The following is a 13,608-nucleotide window of genomic DNA, read 5'->3' as shown; positions in this document are numbered from 1 at the left end:
GCAGGCCACGGGCACGGGTGAAGGCACGCAACGGCTGGGGGATGGCGGTGACCACGCCGAAATCCGGGCAGGTACCGACCACGACGACGGCCCCCGCCGCGCGCAGCCGCCGGACCGCATCGCCCAACCGGCGGGCCGACGGTCCGATGCCGTTGGGTTTGGTGATGTCGTTGGCGCCGATCATGATCACGGCGGCGTCGGGCGGCGGGCCTGCCACGAACATGGCGTCGATCTGGCCGGACAAACCCTTGGAGGTGGCGCCGACGATCGCCTTGGTGCTCAAGCGGATTCGCTTGCCGAACTGTTCGGCCACCCCGCGCGCGATCAACACCCCGGGCACCTCGTCGGCCACGCGGCAGCCGTAACCGGTGGCCGTCGAGTCGCCGAAGATCATCAGGTGCAGGTCGAACGGGACACCGCGTTCCCACTTCTGCACCGGGCCACCGCCGGGTTGGTACACGCCGTCGGCGCGTGGCGGGATGTCCCAGGATTTGGGGATGACCTGCCGGGCCTGGTCCGCTTGCCCGCTCAGCAGGTTGCGCGCTCCGATATAGGCCGATCCCGTAGAGGCCAGTGTTGCCGCAGCGGCGAGGGCGATGGTCGCCCGACGCGATGTGCCCACATGATCAGTCTAGGTGGACAGGGCGGGTTCTCCGCGTGGCGAAACCGTCGCCGCGATCACAGTGCTGTATCAAGTCCGGTATCAAATCAGTTTATTTGACTGTTGAACTGTTTACGGATGTCAAGCTAAGTTACCCGGGTTGTCTGAGTGACGAAGCTCACCTAGCACTACAAAGACGTAGGAAGTGGTGACGATGACTGCACCGAGCAAGGTAACCAGGTCCCATCACGCTGGCATACGCCCAGCTAGGCCCCACCGCGCACGCAGGTTTCCGGTCAGTGACGGCGCACCCGTCGAGGTCGTCGAAGACGGACCGAGCCTGGCGGGCCGATTGGCTTCGCTGGCGGCCATGCTGACAATCAAGCCGACCTTGGCAATTGGTAGCCATGTGCCGCATCTTCCGTGGCCGTTCGGGCTCGTCAACTTCGCCGCTCGGCTGATCCGGCCGGTGCCGGGAACCATCAAGGCCACGATCGCGCTGCCGCACTGCACCGCGCAGCTGGTCCGGGCCGACGGCGTGCTGCCCGCCGACGGGAAGCGCAGCGTCATCCTCTACCTGCACGGCGGGGCGTTCCTGGCCTGCGGGGCCAACACGCACTCCGGCATCGTGACCGCGCTGTCGGGCTACGCCGACAGCCCCGTGCTGGTCGTGGACTACCGGATGGTGCCCAAGCACTCGGTGGGCACCGCGATCGACGACTGTTACGACGCCTACCAGTGGCTGCGGCTGACCGGCTACGAGCCGGAGCAGATCGTGCTGGCCGGCGACTCGGCGGGCGGCTACCTGTCGCTGGCCCTGGCCGAGCGGCTGCTCGACGAGGGGGAGATGCCCGCCGCACTGGTGACGATGTCACCGCTGTTCGAGATCGACAACGAGACGCGCGCCAACCACCCCAACATTCACTCCGACGCGATGTTCCCGGCCAAGGCCTTCGACGCACTCGTCGAGCTGGTCGAGGCGGCCGCCGAACGCAAGGGCGAGACGGTCTACGAGCCGCTCGACCACATCGAGTCCGGTCTACCGCGCACGCTGATCCACGCGTCCGGCTCGGAGGCGCTGCTCAGTGACGCCCGCAAGGCCGCGCACATGCTGGCCGCCGCCGGGGTTCCGGTCGAGCTCCGGATCTGGCCCGGTCAGATGCACGTCTTCCAGCTCGCGTCGCCTCTGGTGTCCGAAGCGAAGCGATCGTTGCGCCAGATCGGCGAGTACATTCGAGAGGCCACCTGGTAACCGTTTTGCGGGCCTGAGACCATTGACGCATGCGCATAGCCAGGCACATCAGTGAGCTCATCGGCAACACCCCGCTGGTACGGCTGAACTCCGTTGTCCCAGAAGGCTCGGGCACGGTCCTGGCCAAGATCGAGTACCTCAACCCCGGTGGCAGCTCCAAGGATCGCATCGCCGCCAAGATGATCGACGCCGCCGAGGCCAGCGGTGAACTCAAGCCCGGCGGCACGATCGTCGAGCCGACCTCCGGCAACACCGGCGTCGGTCTGGCGCTGGTGGCCCAGCAGCGCGGTTACAAGTGCATCTTCGTCTGCCCCGACAAGGTCAGCGAGGACAAGCAGAATGTCCTGCGCGCGTACGGCGCCGAGGTCGTGGTGTGCCCGACGGCGGTGCCGCCGGATCACCCGGACAGCTACTACAGCGTCTCCAACCGCCTGGTCACCGAGATCGACGGCGCCTGGAAGCCCGACCAGTACTCCAACCCGATGGGGCCGGAGTCGCACTACGAGACGACGGGTCCGGAGATCTGGGCCGACACCGACGGCACGGTCACGCATTTCGTCGCCGGGGTCGGCACGGGTGGCACCATCACCGGCGCGGGCCGCTACCTCAAGGAGGTGTCGGCCGGCCGCGACGGCGGCCCGGTGCAGGTCGTCGGAGCCGATCCGGAAGGGTCGGTGTACTCGGGCGGCACCGGCCGTCCCTACCTCGTCGAGGGCGTCGGTGAGGATTTCTGGCCGTCGGCCTACGACCCCAACGTGCCCGACGAGATCATCGCCGTCTCCGATGCCGATTCGTTCGACATGACCCGGCGGCTGGCGCGGGAAGAGGCGCTGCTGGTCGGTGGATCGTGTGGCATGGCGGTCGTGGCTGCCATCGAGGTGGCCCGCAAGGCCGGGCCCGATTCGGTCGTCGTGGTCCTGCTGCCCGACGGCGGACGCGGTTACATGTCAAAGATTTTCAACGACGCCTGGATGTCGTCGTACGGCTTCCTGCGCAACCGGCTGGACGGTTCGATCGAGCAGCCGACGGTCGGCGACGTGCTGCGCGGCAAGTCCGGTGCGCTGCCGGACCTGGTGCACACCCACCCGTCGGAAACGGTTCGCGACGCGATCGGCATCCTGCGGGAGTACGGCGTCTCGCAGATGCCCGTCGTCGGGGCCGAACCGCCGGTGATGGCAGGCGAGGTGGCCGGCAGTGTGTCCGAGCGCGAACTGCTCTCCGCGGTGTTCGAGGGCCGGGCGAAACTGGCGGACGCGGTCGCCGAGCACATGAGCCCGCCGCTGCCGCTCATCGGCGCCGGAGAGCTGGTGTCCACCGCAGCTAAGACTCTGCGCGAATCCGACGCGGTGATGGTCGTCGAAGACGGCAAACCCGTTGGTGTGCTGACGCGGCACGATCTTCTGGGCTTCCTGTCGGAGGGCGGCAGCCGCCACTAGCGCCTGCCACCTCGTCATCCGGTGGTGACCGACACCGCGTGGAATGCATTGCGTCCAGCGACTTCTCAGATAGGGTGAGCTGGCCTAGGGCTAGCAAACTCAGACACCACCGTCGCCCGCGGCGGCGCCTGGCCGTCGGCGCACGAGGAAACAGGCCTCGTGTTGTCCTGTCAAAGGGGGTTGACGGTGCGTAATCTGCCTGTGGAGCAGTTCCGCTCGCTGTACATCTAGGTGCTGGCAGAAAGTAGCGTCCGTAAGCGGAGCGCTATCCGAGATGAGGAGAGCTTTCGACGTGACCGACCAACCGCCCCCGCCGGGGAACTACCCGCCGCCTGGGAACTACCCGCCGCCGCCAGAGGGTGGATACCCGCCCCCGCCTCAGCAGGGTGGCTTCCCGCCTCAGCAAGGTGGCTTCCCGCCGCCGCCGTCGCCCGGCGGCTACCCGCCTCCGCCGCACCTGTCTCTTATAACCATCTGTTNCCCGTCGAGCTGATCGTGCCGACGCTGGTGTTCGGTGTCATTTACATTGTGTTGCAGTACCTGTTCCAGCTGATCCAGGCGCCGTTCATGACGGTCGACAGTGAACCCGGCTCCTACAGCTTCTCGATGGGCGCGACGGGCATCGTGGTCTCGCTCGTGATCGCCCTCATCGGTGTGGTGATCGGCGCCGTGATCCAGTCCGCCTACCTGGGCGGCATGCTCGATATCGCCAACGGCACCCCGGTCACGGTCGGGTCGTTCTTCCGGCCGCGCAACATCGGCAACGTCATCATCGCCTCGGTGGTCGCCTCGATCATCATCGGTATCGGCGTCATCCTGTGCATCATCCCGGGCTTCATCGCGGCAATCATGTTGATGTTCACCACGGTTGCTGTGGTGGATCGCAACCTGCCCGGCATCGAGGGCATCACGACCAGTTTCGAAATCGCCAAGGCCAACTTCGGTTCGGTGGCTTTGACCTGGCTCGTCACGCTTGCTGTCGGCCTGGCCGGTGCCCTGGTGTGCGGCGTCGGCCTGCTGGTCGCGTACCCGCTGCTCACGCTGATCACGGTGTACGCCTGGCGGCGGCTCAGCGGCGGTCAGGTGGCACCGCTGACTCCGTAGCACCACCGACTCGACGCCCGCGGCGCGTATGGCAGAAAATGCTTGCGCCGTGGGCGTTGTGGTCCGTGACATCATTTGTTCCAGCCTGCCGATGCCCCCGAACCGGGGCTCGGTGTTCGAGAAAGTCGGGGCCGCAATGTCGATGCCAAATCAGCCGGGGGACATGTACGGGATGCCTCCCCAGGGAGTGCCTCCGCAGGGAGTGCCTCCCCAAGGAGCGCCGCCGCAAGGAATGCCGCCGCAAGGGGTTCCGTCGTACGGCGGTTACCCGCCCCAGGGCCCCCCGGCCGGGGACCCGCCTCAGGGGCCTCCGCCGGGATATCCGCCCCAGGCGCCCCCACCGGGCTACCCCGGGCAGCCCCAGCCGGGATACGCCGGCCAGCCGCAGGCCTACGGTGCCTATGGCGCCGACCCGTCGGCGCCGTTCGGTCGTGACCCGCTGACCGGGGAACCGCTGTCCGACAAGTCCGCCATCACCGCCGGTCTGCTGCAGTTCTTCCTGGGCGCGTTCGGCGTCGGGCGGTTCTACATCGGGTCGACCAACATCGGCGCGATCCAGCTCGGGCTGACCATCGTCGGCATCCTCACGTCGATCCTGTTCGTCGGGTTGTTCCTGGTGGCCGGTGTCGGGATCTGGGCGCTGGTGGATTCCGTGATGATGTTCACCCGCTCGGTTCCCGACAAGTACGGACGCAAGCTGCGTAGCTGATCGGTCGCCGCGCGGACTTCGGTGGCGGGACGGGCGTGCCGTTGCCCGCCCCGATAGGCTCATGACGTTATGAGTGAACAGCGCAGGTGGCACGGTCTGGCCACAAAAGCCATCCACGCCGGTTACCGACCCGACCCGGGTACCGGTGCCGTCAACACCCCGATCTACGCCAGCTCGACCTTCGCCCAGGACGGCGTCGGCGGCCTGCGCGGCGGATTCGAATACGCCCGCACCGGCAACCCGACCCGGCAGGCGCTGGAGTCGTCGCTGGCCGCGGTCGAGGAGGCCACCTACGGGCGGGCCTTCGCCTCGGGCATGGCCGCCACCGACTGTGCCCTGCGCGCGGTGCTGCGGCCCGGCGACCACGTGGTGATTCCCGACGACGCCTACGGCGGCACGTTCCGGCTCATCGACAAGGTGTTCTCGCAGTGGAACGTCACCCACACGCCGGTCCCGCTCAGTGATCTGGACGCGGTCCGCTCGGCGATCACTCCCCGCACCCGGATGATCTGGGTGGAGACGCCCACCAACCCGCTGCTGAGCATCGCCGACATCGCCGCGATCGTGCAGATCGCGTCGTCCTCTGGCGTCAAGGTGTTGGTGGACAACACATTTGCCTCGCCGGCGCTGCAGCAGCCGCTGCTGCTGGGCGCCGACATCGTGCTGCACTCGACCACCAAGTACATCGGCGGCCACTCCGATGTGGTGGGCGGCGCGCTGCTGACCAACGACGAGGAACTGGACGCGGCATTCGCGTTCCTGCAGAACGGTGCCGGAGCCGTGCCGGGGCCGTTCGACGCGTACCTGACCATGCGCGGACTCAAGACGCTGGTGCTGCGGATGCGTCAGCACAGCGAAAACGCCGCGCTGATCGCCGAGTTCCTCGACGGACACCCCGCCGTGGAGACCGTGCTGTATCCCGGCCTGGAGAGCCATCCCAATCATCAGGTGGCCGCCAAGCAGATGTCCGGATTCGGCGGCATGGTGAGCCTGCGGTTGCGTGGCGGCGCGCGGGCGGCACGTGAACTATGCTCGCGCACCGAGCTTTTCATCCTCGCCGAGTCACTGGGCGGCGTGGAGTCGTTGATCGAATACCCGGGCGCGATGACCCACGCGTCGACGGCGGGCTCCCAGCTCGAGGTGCCCGACGATCTGGTGCGGCTGTCGGTGGGGATCGAGCATGCCGCCGACCTGCTGGCCGACCTGGAGCAGGCCCTCGGCAAGTAGCGCCCGAGTAGGCCGCTAGTTCATCAGGGCCGGACGCAGCGCCGACGTCGTTACTGCCAGATTCATCTCCGGCAGTGCCGACGCGGTCTCGTCCACCCAACTGCCCGTGGCGATCTCGGTGGCCCGGGCATGCACCCACCGCCAGCCGCGATCGTTGAGGCTCAAGATCGCACCCAACCCGTCGACAGCGTGCAGCAGGCAGATGATCGCGGCGATGGGCGGTACCGGGGCGTGCCCGTCGAACAACGCCGCCAACAGCGCAGTCCGGGCCTGACTGACCCGATCCCGGTTGGTCAGCGGCCAGCAGTACACCGTGCGCCCCGGAAAGCCCTTGCCGGGCATCCGGACTCGCCGGATCTGCCCGATGCGTTCGAGATGCTGTTCCAGGGCGGGCTGGGTGTGCCTGCTCAATTTGGCCAGCGCCGTCTCGGCCGGCAACGGACGGCGTTGCAATAGTTCGAACGCCGCGTCGCCGACCGGATCGGCAGGCCAGTTGCCGGCCAACGCGATCAATCGGCCGGCCTCGATCGGTTCGCCACCCATGGCGGGACGGATCCGGCAGGCGTAGGCCAAATCCAGCAATACCGCGGCGCTGAGTACCTTCTCCCTGCGCTGGCGGTCCAGTGCGGGCTGCGCGGCCGCGTTATCCAGCAACAGCAGGAACAGGTCTTCGGCGATTTGCGCCATTTCCCCGACTGTAGTGCTTCCCCCGGGACGTGCCGTCAGGCGTGGTAGGGCTCAGCGCTGACCAGAGTGACCTTGACGGTGGTGCCGTTGGGCACGGTGTAGGTGCGCGACTCGCCCACCTTGGCGTCGATCAGCGCGCTGCCCAGCGGGGAGTTGGGGGAGTACACCTCGAGCTTGCCGTCGCTGATGCCCTCCTGGCGGGTGGCGATCAGAAACGTCTCGGTGTCCTTCTTGTCATCGTCGTAGTACACCTTGACGACCGAGCCGGGCAGCGCCACACCGGACTGCTTGGGTGCCTCGCCGACCTTGGCGTTGTTGAGCAGCTCCTGCAGCTGGCGGATGCGGGCCTCCTGCTGGCCCTGCTCTTCGCGGGCGGCGTGGTAGCCGCCGTTCTCGCGCAGATCGCCCTCTTCGCGACGGTCGTTGATCTCGGCGGCGATCACCGGCCGGTTGGCGATCAGCTGATCCAGCTCCGCCTTCAACCGGTCGAATGCCTCCTGAGTGAGCCAGGTGACCTGTGTGTCGGTCATGTTCTCGCGCTCCTGTCTAGTCTTGCGGTGCTCTCGCGTTTTTTGCGCAAAAGAGGTCCGTCGATTCCGGGCCGGAGCATGCGCGTGTATTGCCGCGGGCGTCAGCGTCCTAATCGGGCGCTAATGCAGCAATACACGGCCCCAGCGAGGAACCGTGTATCGCACAATCGTACCACCGAGCGGCCAACGAATCTTCATGTAATAGCTGTTCGACGTTTGTTGCGAGCCGCAGAATCAGGGCGCTACCAGGTAGGACGGCACATCGGTGCCGCACCCGTAGACATCGCCGACAACGGGGGGTCGGCTCGACTTCACCTCGGCCGTCACCTGCACCACGCGCTGATCCGACGGGCCCACCAGCACCTCGCGCCGTCCGGTCTCGCTGCCGTCGATCGACCGGGCCCGCACGATGCAGACGACGGGTTTCGACGGATCGGGCCGCGTCACCCCGACGGTCACCGACACCGTCTGGTTGTCGATCAGCTCGTAGGCCGAGAGCTCGCCTTTGACCTCGCCGGTGCCCAACCGCTGGAACGCCACGATCGCGAGGATCACTCCCGCCACCACAACCAGCCCGACCAGGGCAAACGTCAGCCAACGCCGGGTCCGGCGCGATATTTGGCGGGATCCGTAGCGGGCGGCGGGGCGTTCGATCATCAGAACTGGAACTATAGGGCGAGACATGTTGGCGACTGGACACCAGGCAGCGGGATTAGGTAAGAGGGCGCCGTAGTTAGATGAAGGCGAAATGAGTGAACTGCGGTTGATGGCGGTGCATGCCCACCCGGACGACGAGTCCAGCAAGGGTGCGGCAACCACCGCGCGCTACGCGGCGGAAGGCGTGCGCGTCATGGTTGTGACGCTCACCGGCGGCGAGCGCGGCGACATTCTCAATCCGGCGATGGACCTGCCCGAGGTGCACGGCCGGATCCACGAGGTGCGCCGGGACGAGATGGCCAAGGCCGCCGAGATCCTCGGCGTCGAGCATCACTGGCTGGGATTCGTCGACTCGGGCCTGCCCGAGGGTGACCCGCCGCCCCCGCTGCCGGAGGGCTGCTTCGCCCTGGTGCCGCTCGCCGAGCCGGTCAGCCGCCTGGTCCGGGTGATCCGGGAATTCCAGCCCCATGTGCTGACCACCTACGACGAGAACGGCGGCTACCCGCACCCCGACCACATCCGCTGCCACGAGGTGTCGGTGGCGGCCTACGAGGCCGCGGCCGACTACCGGCTGTTCCCCGAGGCCGGGACACCGTGGAGCGTGTCGAAGCTGTACTACAACCACGGCTTCCTGCGCCAACGCATGCAGCTGTTGCAGGACGAGTTCGCCAAGAACGGTCAGCAGGGCCCCTTCGGCAAATGGCTGGAGCACTGGGATCCCGATCACGACGTGTTCGCCAACCGGGTCACCACCCGTGTTGAATGCTCGGAGTACTTCAGCCAGCGTGACGATGCGCTGCGCGCGCACGCGACCCAGATCGACCCGAAAGGCGATTTCTTCCATGCGCCGATCGAGTGGCAGCAGCGGCTCTGGCCGACTGAGGAGTTCGAGTTGGCGCGGTCGCGCGTGCCGGTGAATCTGCCGGAAGACGACCTGTTCACCGGGATTGAGAAATGATCGACACTTTGACCGCAGTGATGACACTGCTCGCCGCCGATGAGCCCAGGAACACCGGGCCGGAGTTCGGCAAGGCGACCCCGCTCGGCCTGCTGATCACGGTCGCGCTGCTGGTCGGGACCTTCGCTCTGGTCTGGTCGATGAACCGGCACCTGCGTAAGCTGCCCGAATCCTTCGACCGCGAGCATCCCGAGCCCGACCAGGCCGCCGACGATGGCACCGTGGAGAACGTGGACGTCGAGAACGCCGAGGGCGGCAAGCCCGACAAGCCGGCGGGCGGCGCCGCCGCCGACTGAGCGGATACGCGCTCGACCAGGAAGTCGCCGGATGTACGGCATCCGGCGGCGCTCGGAGGCCTAACGTGAGGGCGTGGCCAATCGACTGAGCGAGTCCACCAGCCCGTACCTGCGCCAGCACGCCGACAATCCGGTGCATTGGCAGGAGTGGTCGCCCGAAGCGCTCGCCGAGGCCGCATCGCGGGATGTCCCGATTCTGCTGTCCATCGGGTATGCGGCGTGCCACTGGTGCCATGTCATGGCGCACGAATCTTTCGAGTCCGACGACGTTGCCGCGGTGCTCAACGACGGCTTCGTCTGCATCAAGGTCGACCGTGAGGAGCGTCCCGATCTGGACGCGGTGTACATGAACGCCACCGTGGCGCTGACCGGACAGGGCGGCTGGCCGATGACCTGCTTCCTGACCCCTGACGGCCGGCCGTTCTTCTGCGGTACGTACTACCCGAAGCTCGGGTTCCTGCAATTGCTGGACGCCGTCGCCGAAACCTGGCGGGACCGGCGTGACGAGGTCGAGCGGGCCTCCGACCAGATCGCCACCGAATTGCGCAAGATGTCGGCCGGGCTGCCCGGCGGCGGCTCGCCCGTCGGGCCCGAGCTGTGCAACCACGCAGTGGCTGCCGTGCTCAACGACGAGGACGCAGACCGTGGCGGCTTCTTCAACAACCAATCGGGCGCGCCCAAGTTCCCGCCCTCGGCACTGCTGGAGGGGCTGCTGCGCCACCATGAACGCACCGGATCGGTCGCGGCGCTGACCGCGGTGCAGCGCACGTGTTCGGCGATGGCCCGCGGCGGCATCTACGACCAGCTGGCCGGTGGATTCGCCCGCTACAGCGTCGACCCGCACTGGGTGGTGCCGCACTTCGAGAAGATGCTCTACGACAATGCGCTGCTGTTGCGGGCCTACGCGCATCTGGCCCGCCGCACCGGAGATCCCTTGGCGCGCAGGGTCGCTGACGAGACCGCTGCGTTCATCCTATCGGATCTCGGTGCCGGCGGCATGTTCACCTCGTCACTGGATGCCGACGCAGGCGGGCGTGAGGGGCTGACCTACGTGTGGACGCCGGACGAACTGCGCTCGGTTCTGGGCGACGACGACGGAGCCTGGGCGGCTTCGCTTTTCGGGGTGACCGCGCGGGGCACGTTCGAGCACGGCGCGTCGGTGCTGCAACTGCACCGCGATCCCGACGATGACTCGCGCTTCGCGTCGGTGCGTGCGGCGTTGTCGGCGGCGCGCGCACAGCGCCCCCAGCCGGCGCGTGACGACAAGGTGGTCACGGCCTGGAACGGGCTGGCGATCACCGCGCTCGCCGAAGCGGCTATAGCGCTCGACAGACCCGAATACCTCTCCGCCGCAACCGATTGCGCGAGCCGGATGCTTAATCTGCACATGGTGGGCGGACGGTTGCGACGGGCCAGCCTGGGCGGCCGAGTGGGGGAGAGTGCGGCGATCCTGGAGGATCACGCGGCGCTGGCCACCGCGCTGCTGACGCTCTATCAGCTCACCGGGACGGGTTTGGCCGAGGCGGTCGGGCTGCTCGACACCGCGCTCGAGCACTTTGCGGATCCCGAGCAACCGGGCCGCTGGTTCGACACCGCCGACGACGCCGAACAGCTCATGGTGCGACCGGCCGACCCGATCGACGGGGCGACACCGTCGGGTGCCTCGCTGATCGCCGAGGCGCTGCAGGCGGCGGGATATTTGACCGGCTCGCAGCGTTATGTCGATGCGGCCAGGCGACTTTGTCGTCGGCCACGCCGATCCTGGCCCGGGCGGCCCGTTCCGGAGGGCATTGGCTGGCGGTGGCCGAGGCGCAGGTACGCGGACCGATCCAGATCGCGGTGGCCGCTGAGCCGTCCTCTGAGCTGTTGGCGGCCGCCCGCCGGATGGCCCCCGGTGGGGCCGTCGTCATCGGCGGTGCCGTCGACTCGGCCGAACTGCTCAAGGGACGAGACCGCGTCGACGGTGCCGACGCCGCCTACGTCTGTCGCGGCACGGTGTGCGATCTGCCCGTCACCACGGTCGAGGAACTCGCCGTCTCGCTGGGTGGTGAACCGCGCGACGGCGGAAGTGGCGCCGTGTAGCCTCGCGGCCATGCCCAACGCCGAGCAGATCACCCAGACCGTGAACCGCTATCTCGAGCTGGTCTCCAGCGGAAGTGCCGACGAGATCGCCGCGCTGTATGCCGACGACGCGACCGTCGAGGATCCGGTGGGCGGCGGTGAGGTGCACATCGGGCGGGCCGCCATCCGCGGGTTCTACGCCAACATCGAGAACGTCAAGGGCAAGGCCGAGCTGGTGACGCTGCGGGTCGCCGGGCACGAGGCCGCGTTCCACTTCCGGCTCACGCTGGACTTCGGCGCGAGCAGCATGCGGATCGAGCCCATCGACGTGATGGTGTTCGACGGAGAGGGCAAGATCTCCTCGATGAAGGCCTACTGGTCGCAGGCCGACGCCGTCACGCTCTAGCTCATTCGCGGGCCCCGCATCGCTGCCGGCGGTGCGGGGCTCTTGTGTGTCTGGCGTGCCGAGGGATCAGAAGACGGCGAACCACATGGCGATGTAGTGGCAGATCGCCGCTACCGCGGTGCAGGCGTGGAAGAACTCATGATGGCCGAAGGTCGTCGGCCAGGGGTTGGGCCATTTCAGCGCGTAGAGCACGCCGCCGATGCTGTAGAGCGCGCCACCGACGATCAGCAGCACCACTGCGGCCACACCGGCCCCGTGCATGATCGGCCCGATGAACCAGGCCGCGACCCAGCCCAGCAGGATGTACAGCGGCACCCCGAGCCAGCGTGGGGCCGACGGCCAGAACATCTTGAGCAGCACGCCGGCGATCGCGCCGCCCCACACGATCCAGAACAGCACCATGCCCTTGGACTCGGGCAGCGCCAGCAGCGCGAACGGGGTGTAGCTGCCCGCGATGAAGATGAAGATCATCGAGTGATCGAGGCGCTTCATCCATTTCCGGGCGTTGGCGGACTTCCAGGTCACCCGGTGGTAGGTGCCACTGACCGCGAACATCGCCACGATGGTGAAGGTGTAGAGCAGGGTGGCCAGGCCCGCCCGCGTCGATTCCACCGACCATGACACCGACACCAGTGCCGCACCGGCGATGAAGGCCACGACCGCCGAGTAGACGTGAATCCAGCCGCGTGCCCGTGGTCTGCCGAGGAACTGGGCGACGCCTTCGGCGACTGCTTCGGGGAGGTCTTCGGCGGGTCGGCTCATTGCGGCCGCTGAGCGGTAGGGCTTGGTGCTACCCGTCGGCGCAGTCATGTCACCTCCATTAGAACCGTGGTGTACCCCGACGCTCACAGTAGTCTGGACTCTCGTGGACATCATTCCCCCGCGGCTCAAGGAACCGGCCTATCGGCTCTACGAGATGCGGTTGCGCCAGGAACTGGCGCGGTCCAGATCCGAACTGCCTCGGCATATTGCGGTGCTCTGCGACGGCAATCGCCGCTGGGCACGTGACGCGGGTTACGACGACGTCAGCATCGGTTACCGGATGGGCGCGGCCAAGATCGCCGAGATGCTGCGCTGGTGCCAGGCCGCCGGAATCGAGATGACGACCGTCTATCTGCTCTCGACCGAGAACCTGCAACGCGATCCCGAGGAACTGTCGGCCCTGCTGGAGATCATCACCGATGTGGTCGAGGAGATCTGCGCTCCGTCGAACACCTGGACCGTCCGCACGGTCGGCGATCTGGAGCTGCTGGGGGAGGAGCCGGCCCGCCGGCTCCGGGAGGCGGTCGAATCGACCAACGGCAGGGGCGGGAAGTTCCACGTGAACGTCGCCGTCGCCTACGGCGGGCGGCAGGAGATCGTGGACGCCGTGCGCTCGTTGTTGTCGAAGGAACTGGCCAACGGCGCCACGGCCGAGCAACTCGTCGAAGCGGTCACCGTCGACGGCATCTCGGAAAACCTCTACACCTCCGGCCAACCCGACCCGGACCTCGTCATCCGCACCTCTGGCGAGCAACGCCTGTCCGGATTCCTGTTGTGGCAGAGCGCCTATTCGGAGATGTGGTTCACCGAGGCGTACTGGCCGGCATTCCGGCGCGTCGACTTCCTGCGTGCCCTGCGGGATTACACGGCTCGGCATCGTCGGTTCGGACGATAGATTCTGCTCTTCGCGCCAGCGCTCATC

14 protein-coding genes and 1 pseudogene are annotated in these 13,608 nt (G+C 67.4%); 10 read left to right on the top strand and 5 right to left on the bottom strand.

The annotated features are described in order from the left end of the window. On the bottom strand, positions 1 to 622 hold a 622-nt coding region (locus tag BN4332_RS34355; RefSeq protein WP_066898939.1), incomplete at its 3' end, for an SGNH/GDSL hydrolase family protein. A 193-nt stretch (positions 623 to 815) separates the two neighbouring features. Here BN4332_RS34355 and BN4332_RS13750 point away from each other — a divergent pair. From BN4332_RS13750 to BN4332_RS13730, 5 genes are all read left to right on the top strand, one after another. Further along, positions 816 to 1,853, top strand: a complete 1,038-nt coding sequence (locus BN4332_RS13750; protein WP_066898950.1) for an alpha/beta hydrolase — start codon at positions 816 to 818, stop codon at positions 1,851 to 1,853. A 29-nt stretch (positions 1,854 to 1,882) separates the two neighbouring features. Then, on the top strand, positions 1,883 to 3,289 hold the full coding sequence (locus tag BN4332_RS13745) for a cystathionine beta-synthase (protein WP_066898938.1): 1,407 nt from the start codon (positions 1,883 to 1,885) through the stop codon (positions 3,287 to 3,289). Positions 3,290 to 3,784: 495 nt separating this feature from the next. Next, positions 3,785 to 4,393, top strand: a complete 609-nt coding sequence (locus tag BN4332_RS13740; protein WP_235654085.1) for a hypothetical protein — start codon at positions 3,785 to 3,787, stop codon at positions 4,391 to 4,393. Between the two features lie 232 nt (positions 4,394 to 4,625). Further along, the gene (locus tag BN4332_RS13735; protein WP_084459268.1) at positions 4,626 to 5,102 is read left to right on the top strand and encodes a TM2 domain-containing protein; all 477 of its coding nucleotides are present in this window, start codon (positions 4,626 to 4,628) and stop codon (positions 5,100 to 5,102) included. 69 nt (positions 5,103 to 5,171) lie between these two features. Further along, positions 5,172 to 6,329 carry a cystathionine gamma-synthase gene (locus tag BN4332_RS13730; protein WP_066898937.1) on the top strand — a complete coding sequence of 386 codons (1,158 nt, stop codon included), beginning with the start codon at positions 5,172 to 5,174 and terminating at the stop codon, positions 6,327 to 6,329. 15 nt (positions 6,330 to 6,344) lie between these two features. Here the strand turns inward: BN4332_RS13730 and BN4332_RS13725 are convergent, their stop codons facing one another. From BN4332_RS13725 to BN4332_RS13715, 3 genes are all read right to left on the bottom strand, one after another. After that, positions 6,345 to 7,016 (bottom strand): GOLPH3/VPS74 family protein, encoded by a 672-nt coding sequence (locus tag BN4332_RS13725; RefSeq protein ID WP_066898936.1) that lies wholly within the window; start codon positions 7,014 to 7,016, stop codon positions 6,345 to 6,347. Between the two features lie 35 nt (positions 7,017 to 7,051). Then, a complete protein-coding gene (gene greA, locus BN4332_RS13720) occupies positions 7,052 to 7,546 on the bottom strand; it encodes a transcription elongation factor GreA (RefSeq protein ID WP_066898935.1) in 495 nt (164 codons plus the stop codon). A gap of 234 nt (positions 7,547 to 7,780) precedes the next feature. After that, entirely contained in the window at positions 7,781 to 8,203 is a 423-nt protein-coding gene (locus BN4332_RS13715; RefSeq protein ID WP_066898934.1) for a DUF4307 domain-containing protein, read from the bottom strand. 91 nt (positions 8,204 to 8,294) lie between these two features. On the opposite strand from BN4332_RS13715, the gene mca reads away from it, so the two are divergent. The 4 genes and pseudogenes from mca to BN4332_RS13695 all read left to right on the top strand — a co-directional run bounded on the left by mca (position 8,295) and on the right by BN4332_RS13695 (position 11,924). Further along, entirely contained in the window at positions 8,295 to 9,161 is an 867-nt protein-coding gene (gene mca / locus BN4332_RS13710) for a mycothiol conjugate amidase Mca (protein ID WP_066898933.1), read from the top strand. Continuing rightward, on the top strand, positions 9,158 to 9,457 hold the full coding sequence (locus BN4332_RS13705) for a hypothetical protein (RefSeq protein ID WP_066898932.1): 300 nt from the start codon (positions 9,158 to 9,160) through the stop codon (positions 9,455 to 9,457). Before mca ends, BN4332_RS13705 begins: the two co-directional genes overlap by 4 nt. A gap of 73 nt (positions 9,458 to 9,530) precedes the next feature. Further along, positions 9,531 to 11,539 (top strand): annotated as a pseudogene (locus BN4332_RS13700) (thioredoxin domain-containing protein). Between the two features lie 10 nt (positions 11,540 to 11,549). Continuing rightward, positions 11,550 to 11,924, top strand: coding sequence for a nuclear transport factor 2 family protein (locus BN4332_RS13695; protein WP_160110849.1), 375 nt, complete (start codon positions 11,550 to 11,552; stop codon positions 11,922 to 11,924). A gap of 66 nt (positions 11,925 to 11,990) precedes the next feature. Here BN4332_RS13695 and trhA read toward each other — a convergent pair whose 3' ends face one another. After that, the gene (trhA, locus tag BN4332_RS13690; protein WP_066898930.1) at positions 11,991 to 12,734 is read right to left on the bottom strand and encodes a PAQR family membrane homeostasis protein TrhA; all 744 of its coding nucleotides are present in this window, start codon (positions 12,732 to 12,734) and stop codon (positions 11,991 to 11,993) included. A gap of 55 nt (positions 12,735 to 12,789) precedes the next feature. Here trhA and BN4332_RS13685 point away from each other — a divergent pair, with 55 nt between their 5' ends. Continuing rightward, complete coding sequence (locus tag BN4332_RS13685) at positions 12,790 to 13,581, top strand: (2Z,6E)-farnesyl diphosphate synthase (protein WP_066898929.1); 792 nt, start codon at positions 12,790 to 12,792, stop codon at positions 13,579 to 13,581. The last annotated feature ends 27 nt before the right edge of the window (positions 13,582 to 13,608 follow it).

This window comes from Mycolicibacterium houstonense (genome assembly GCF_900078665.2).
Taxonomy (GTDB): Bacteria; Actinomycetota; Actinomycetes; order Mycobacteriales; family Mycobacteriaceae; genus Mycobacterium; species Mycobacterium houstonense.
The sequence above is the reverse complement of the archived record's forward strand: the minus strand, read 5'-3'. Positions and strand labels throughout refer to the sequence as shown.

Bases quoted from the DNA above. Each gene is read 5' to 3' on its own strand.
- BN4332_RS13750 (WP_066898950.1), top strand. From the start codon at position 816: ATGACTGCACCGAGCAAGGTAACCAGGTCCCATCACGCTGGCATACGC.
- BN4332_RS13745 (WP_066898938.1), top strand. From the start codon at position 1,883: ATGCGCATAGCCAGGCACATCAGTGAGCTCATCGGCAACACCCCGCTG.
- BN4332_RS13735 (WP_084459268.1), top strand. From the start codon at position 4,626: ATGCCGCCGCAAGGGGTTCCGTCGTACGGCGGTTACCCGCCCCAGGGC.
- BN4332_RS13730 (WP_066898937.1), top strand. From the start codon at position 5,172: ATGAGTGAACAGCGCAGGTGGCACGGTCTGGCCACAAAAGCCATCCAC.
- BN4332_RS13725 (WP_066898936.1), bottom strand. From the start codon at position 7,016: ATGGCGCAAATCGCCGAAGACCTGTTCCTGCTGTTGCTGGATAACGCG.
- greA (WP_066898935.1), bottom strand. From the start codon at position 7,546: ATGACCGACACACAGGTCACCTGGCTCACTCAGGAGGCATTCGACCGG.
- BN4332_RS13715 (WP_066898934.1), bottom strand. From the start codon at position 8,203: ATGATCGAACGCCCCGCCGCCCGCTACGGATCCCGCCAAATATCGCGC.
- mca (WP_066898933.1), top strand. From the start codon at position 8,295: ATGAGTGAACTGCGGTTGATGGCGGTGCATGCCCACCCGGACGACGAG.
- BN4332_RS13705 (WP_066898932.1), top strand. From the start codon at position 9,158: ATGATCGACACTTTGACCGCAGTGATGACACTGCTCGCCGCCGATGAG.
- BN4332_RS13695 (WP_160110849.1), top strand. From the start codon at position 11,550: ATGCCCAACGCCGAGCAGATCACCCAGACCGTGAACCGCTATCTCGAG.
- trhA (WP_066898930.1), bottom strand. From the start codon at position 12,734: ATGACTGCGCCGACGGGTAGCACCAAGCCCTACCGCTCAGCGGCCGCA.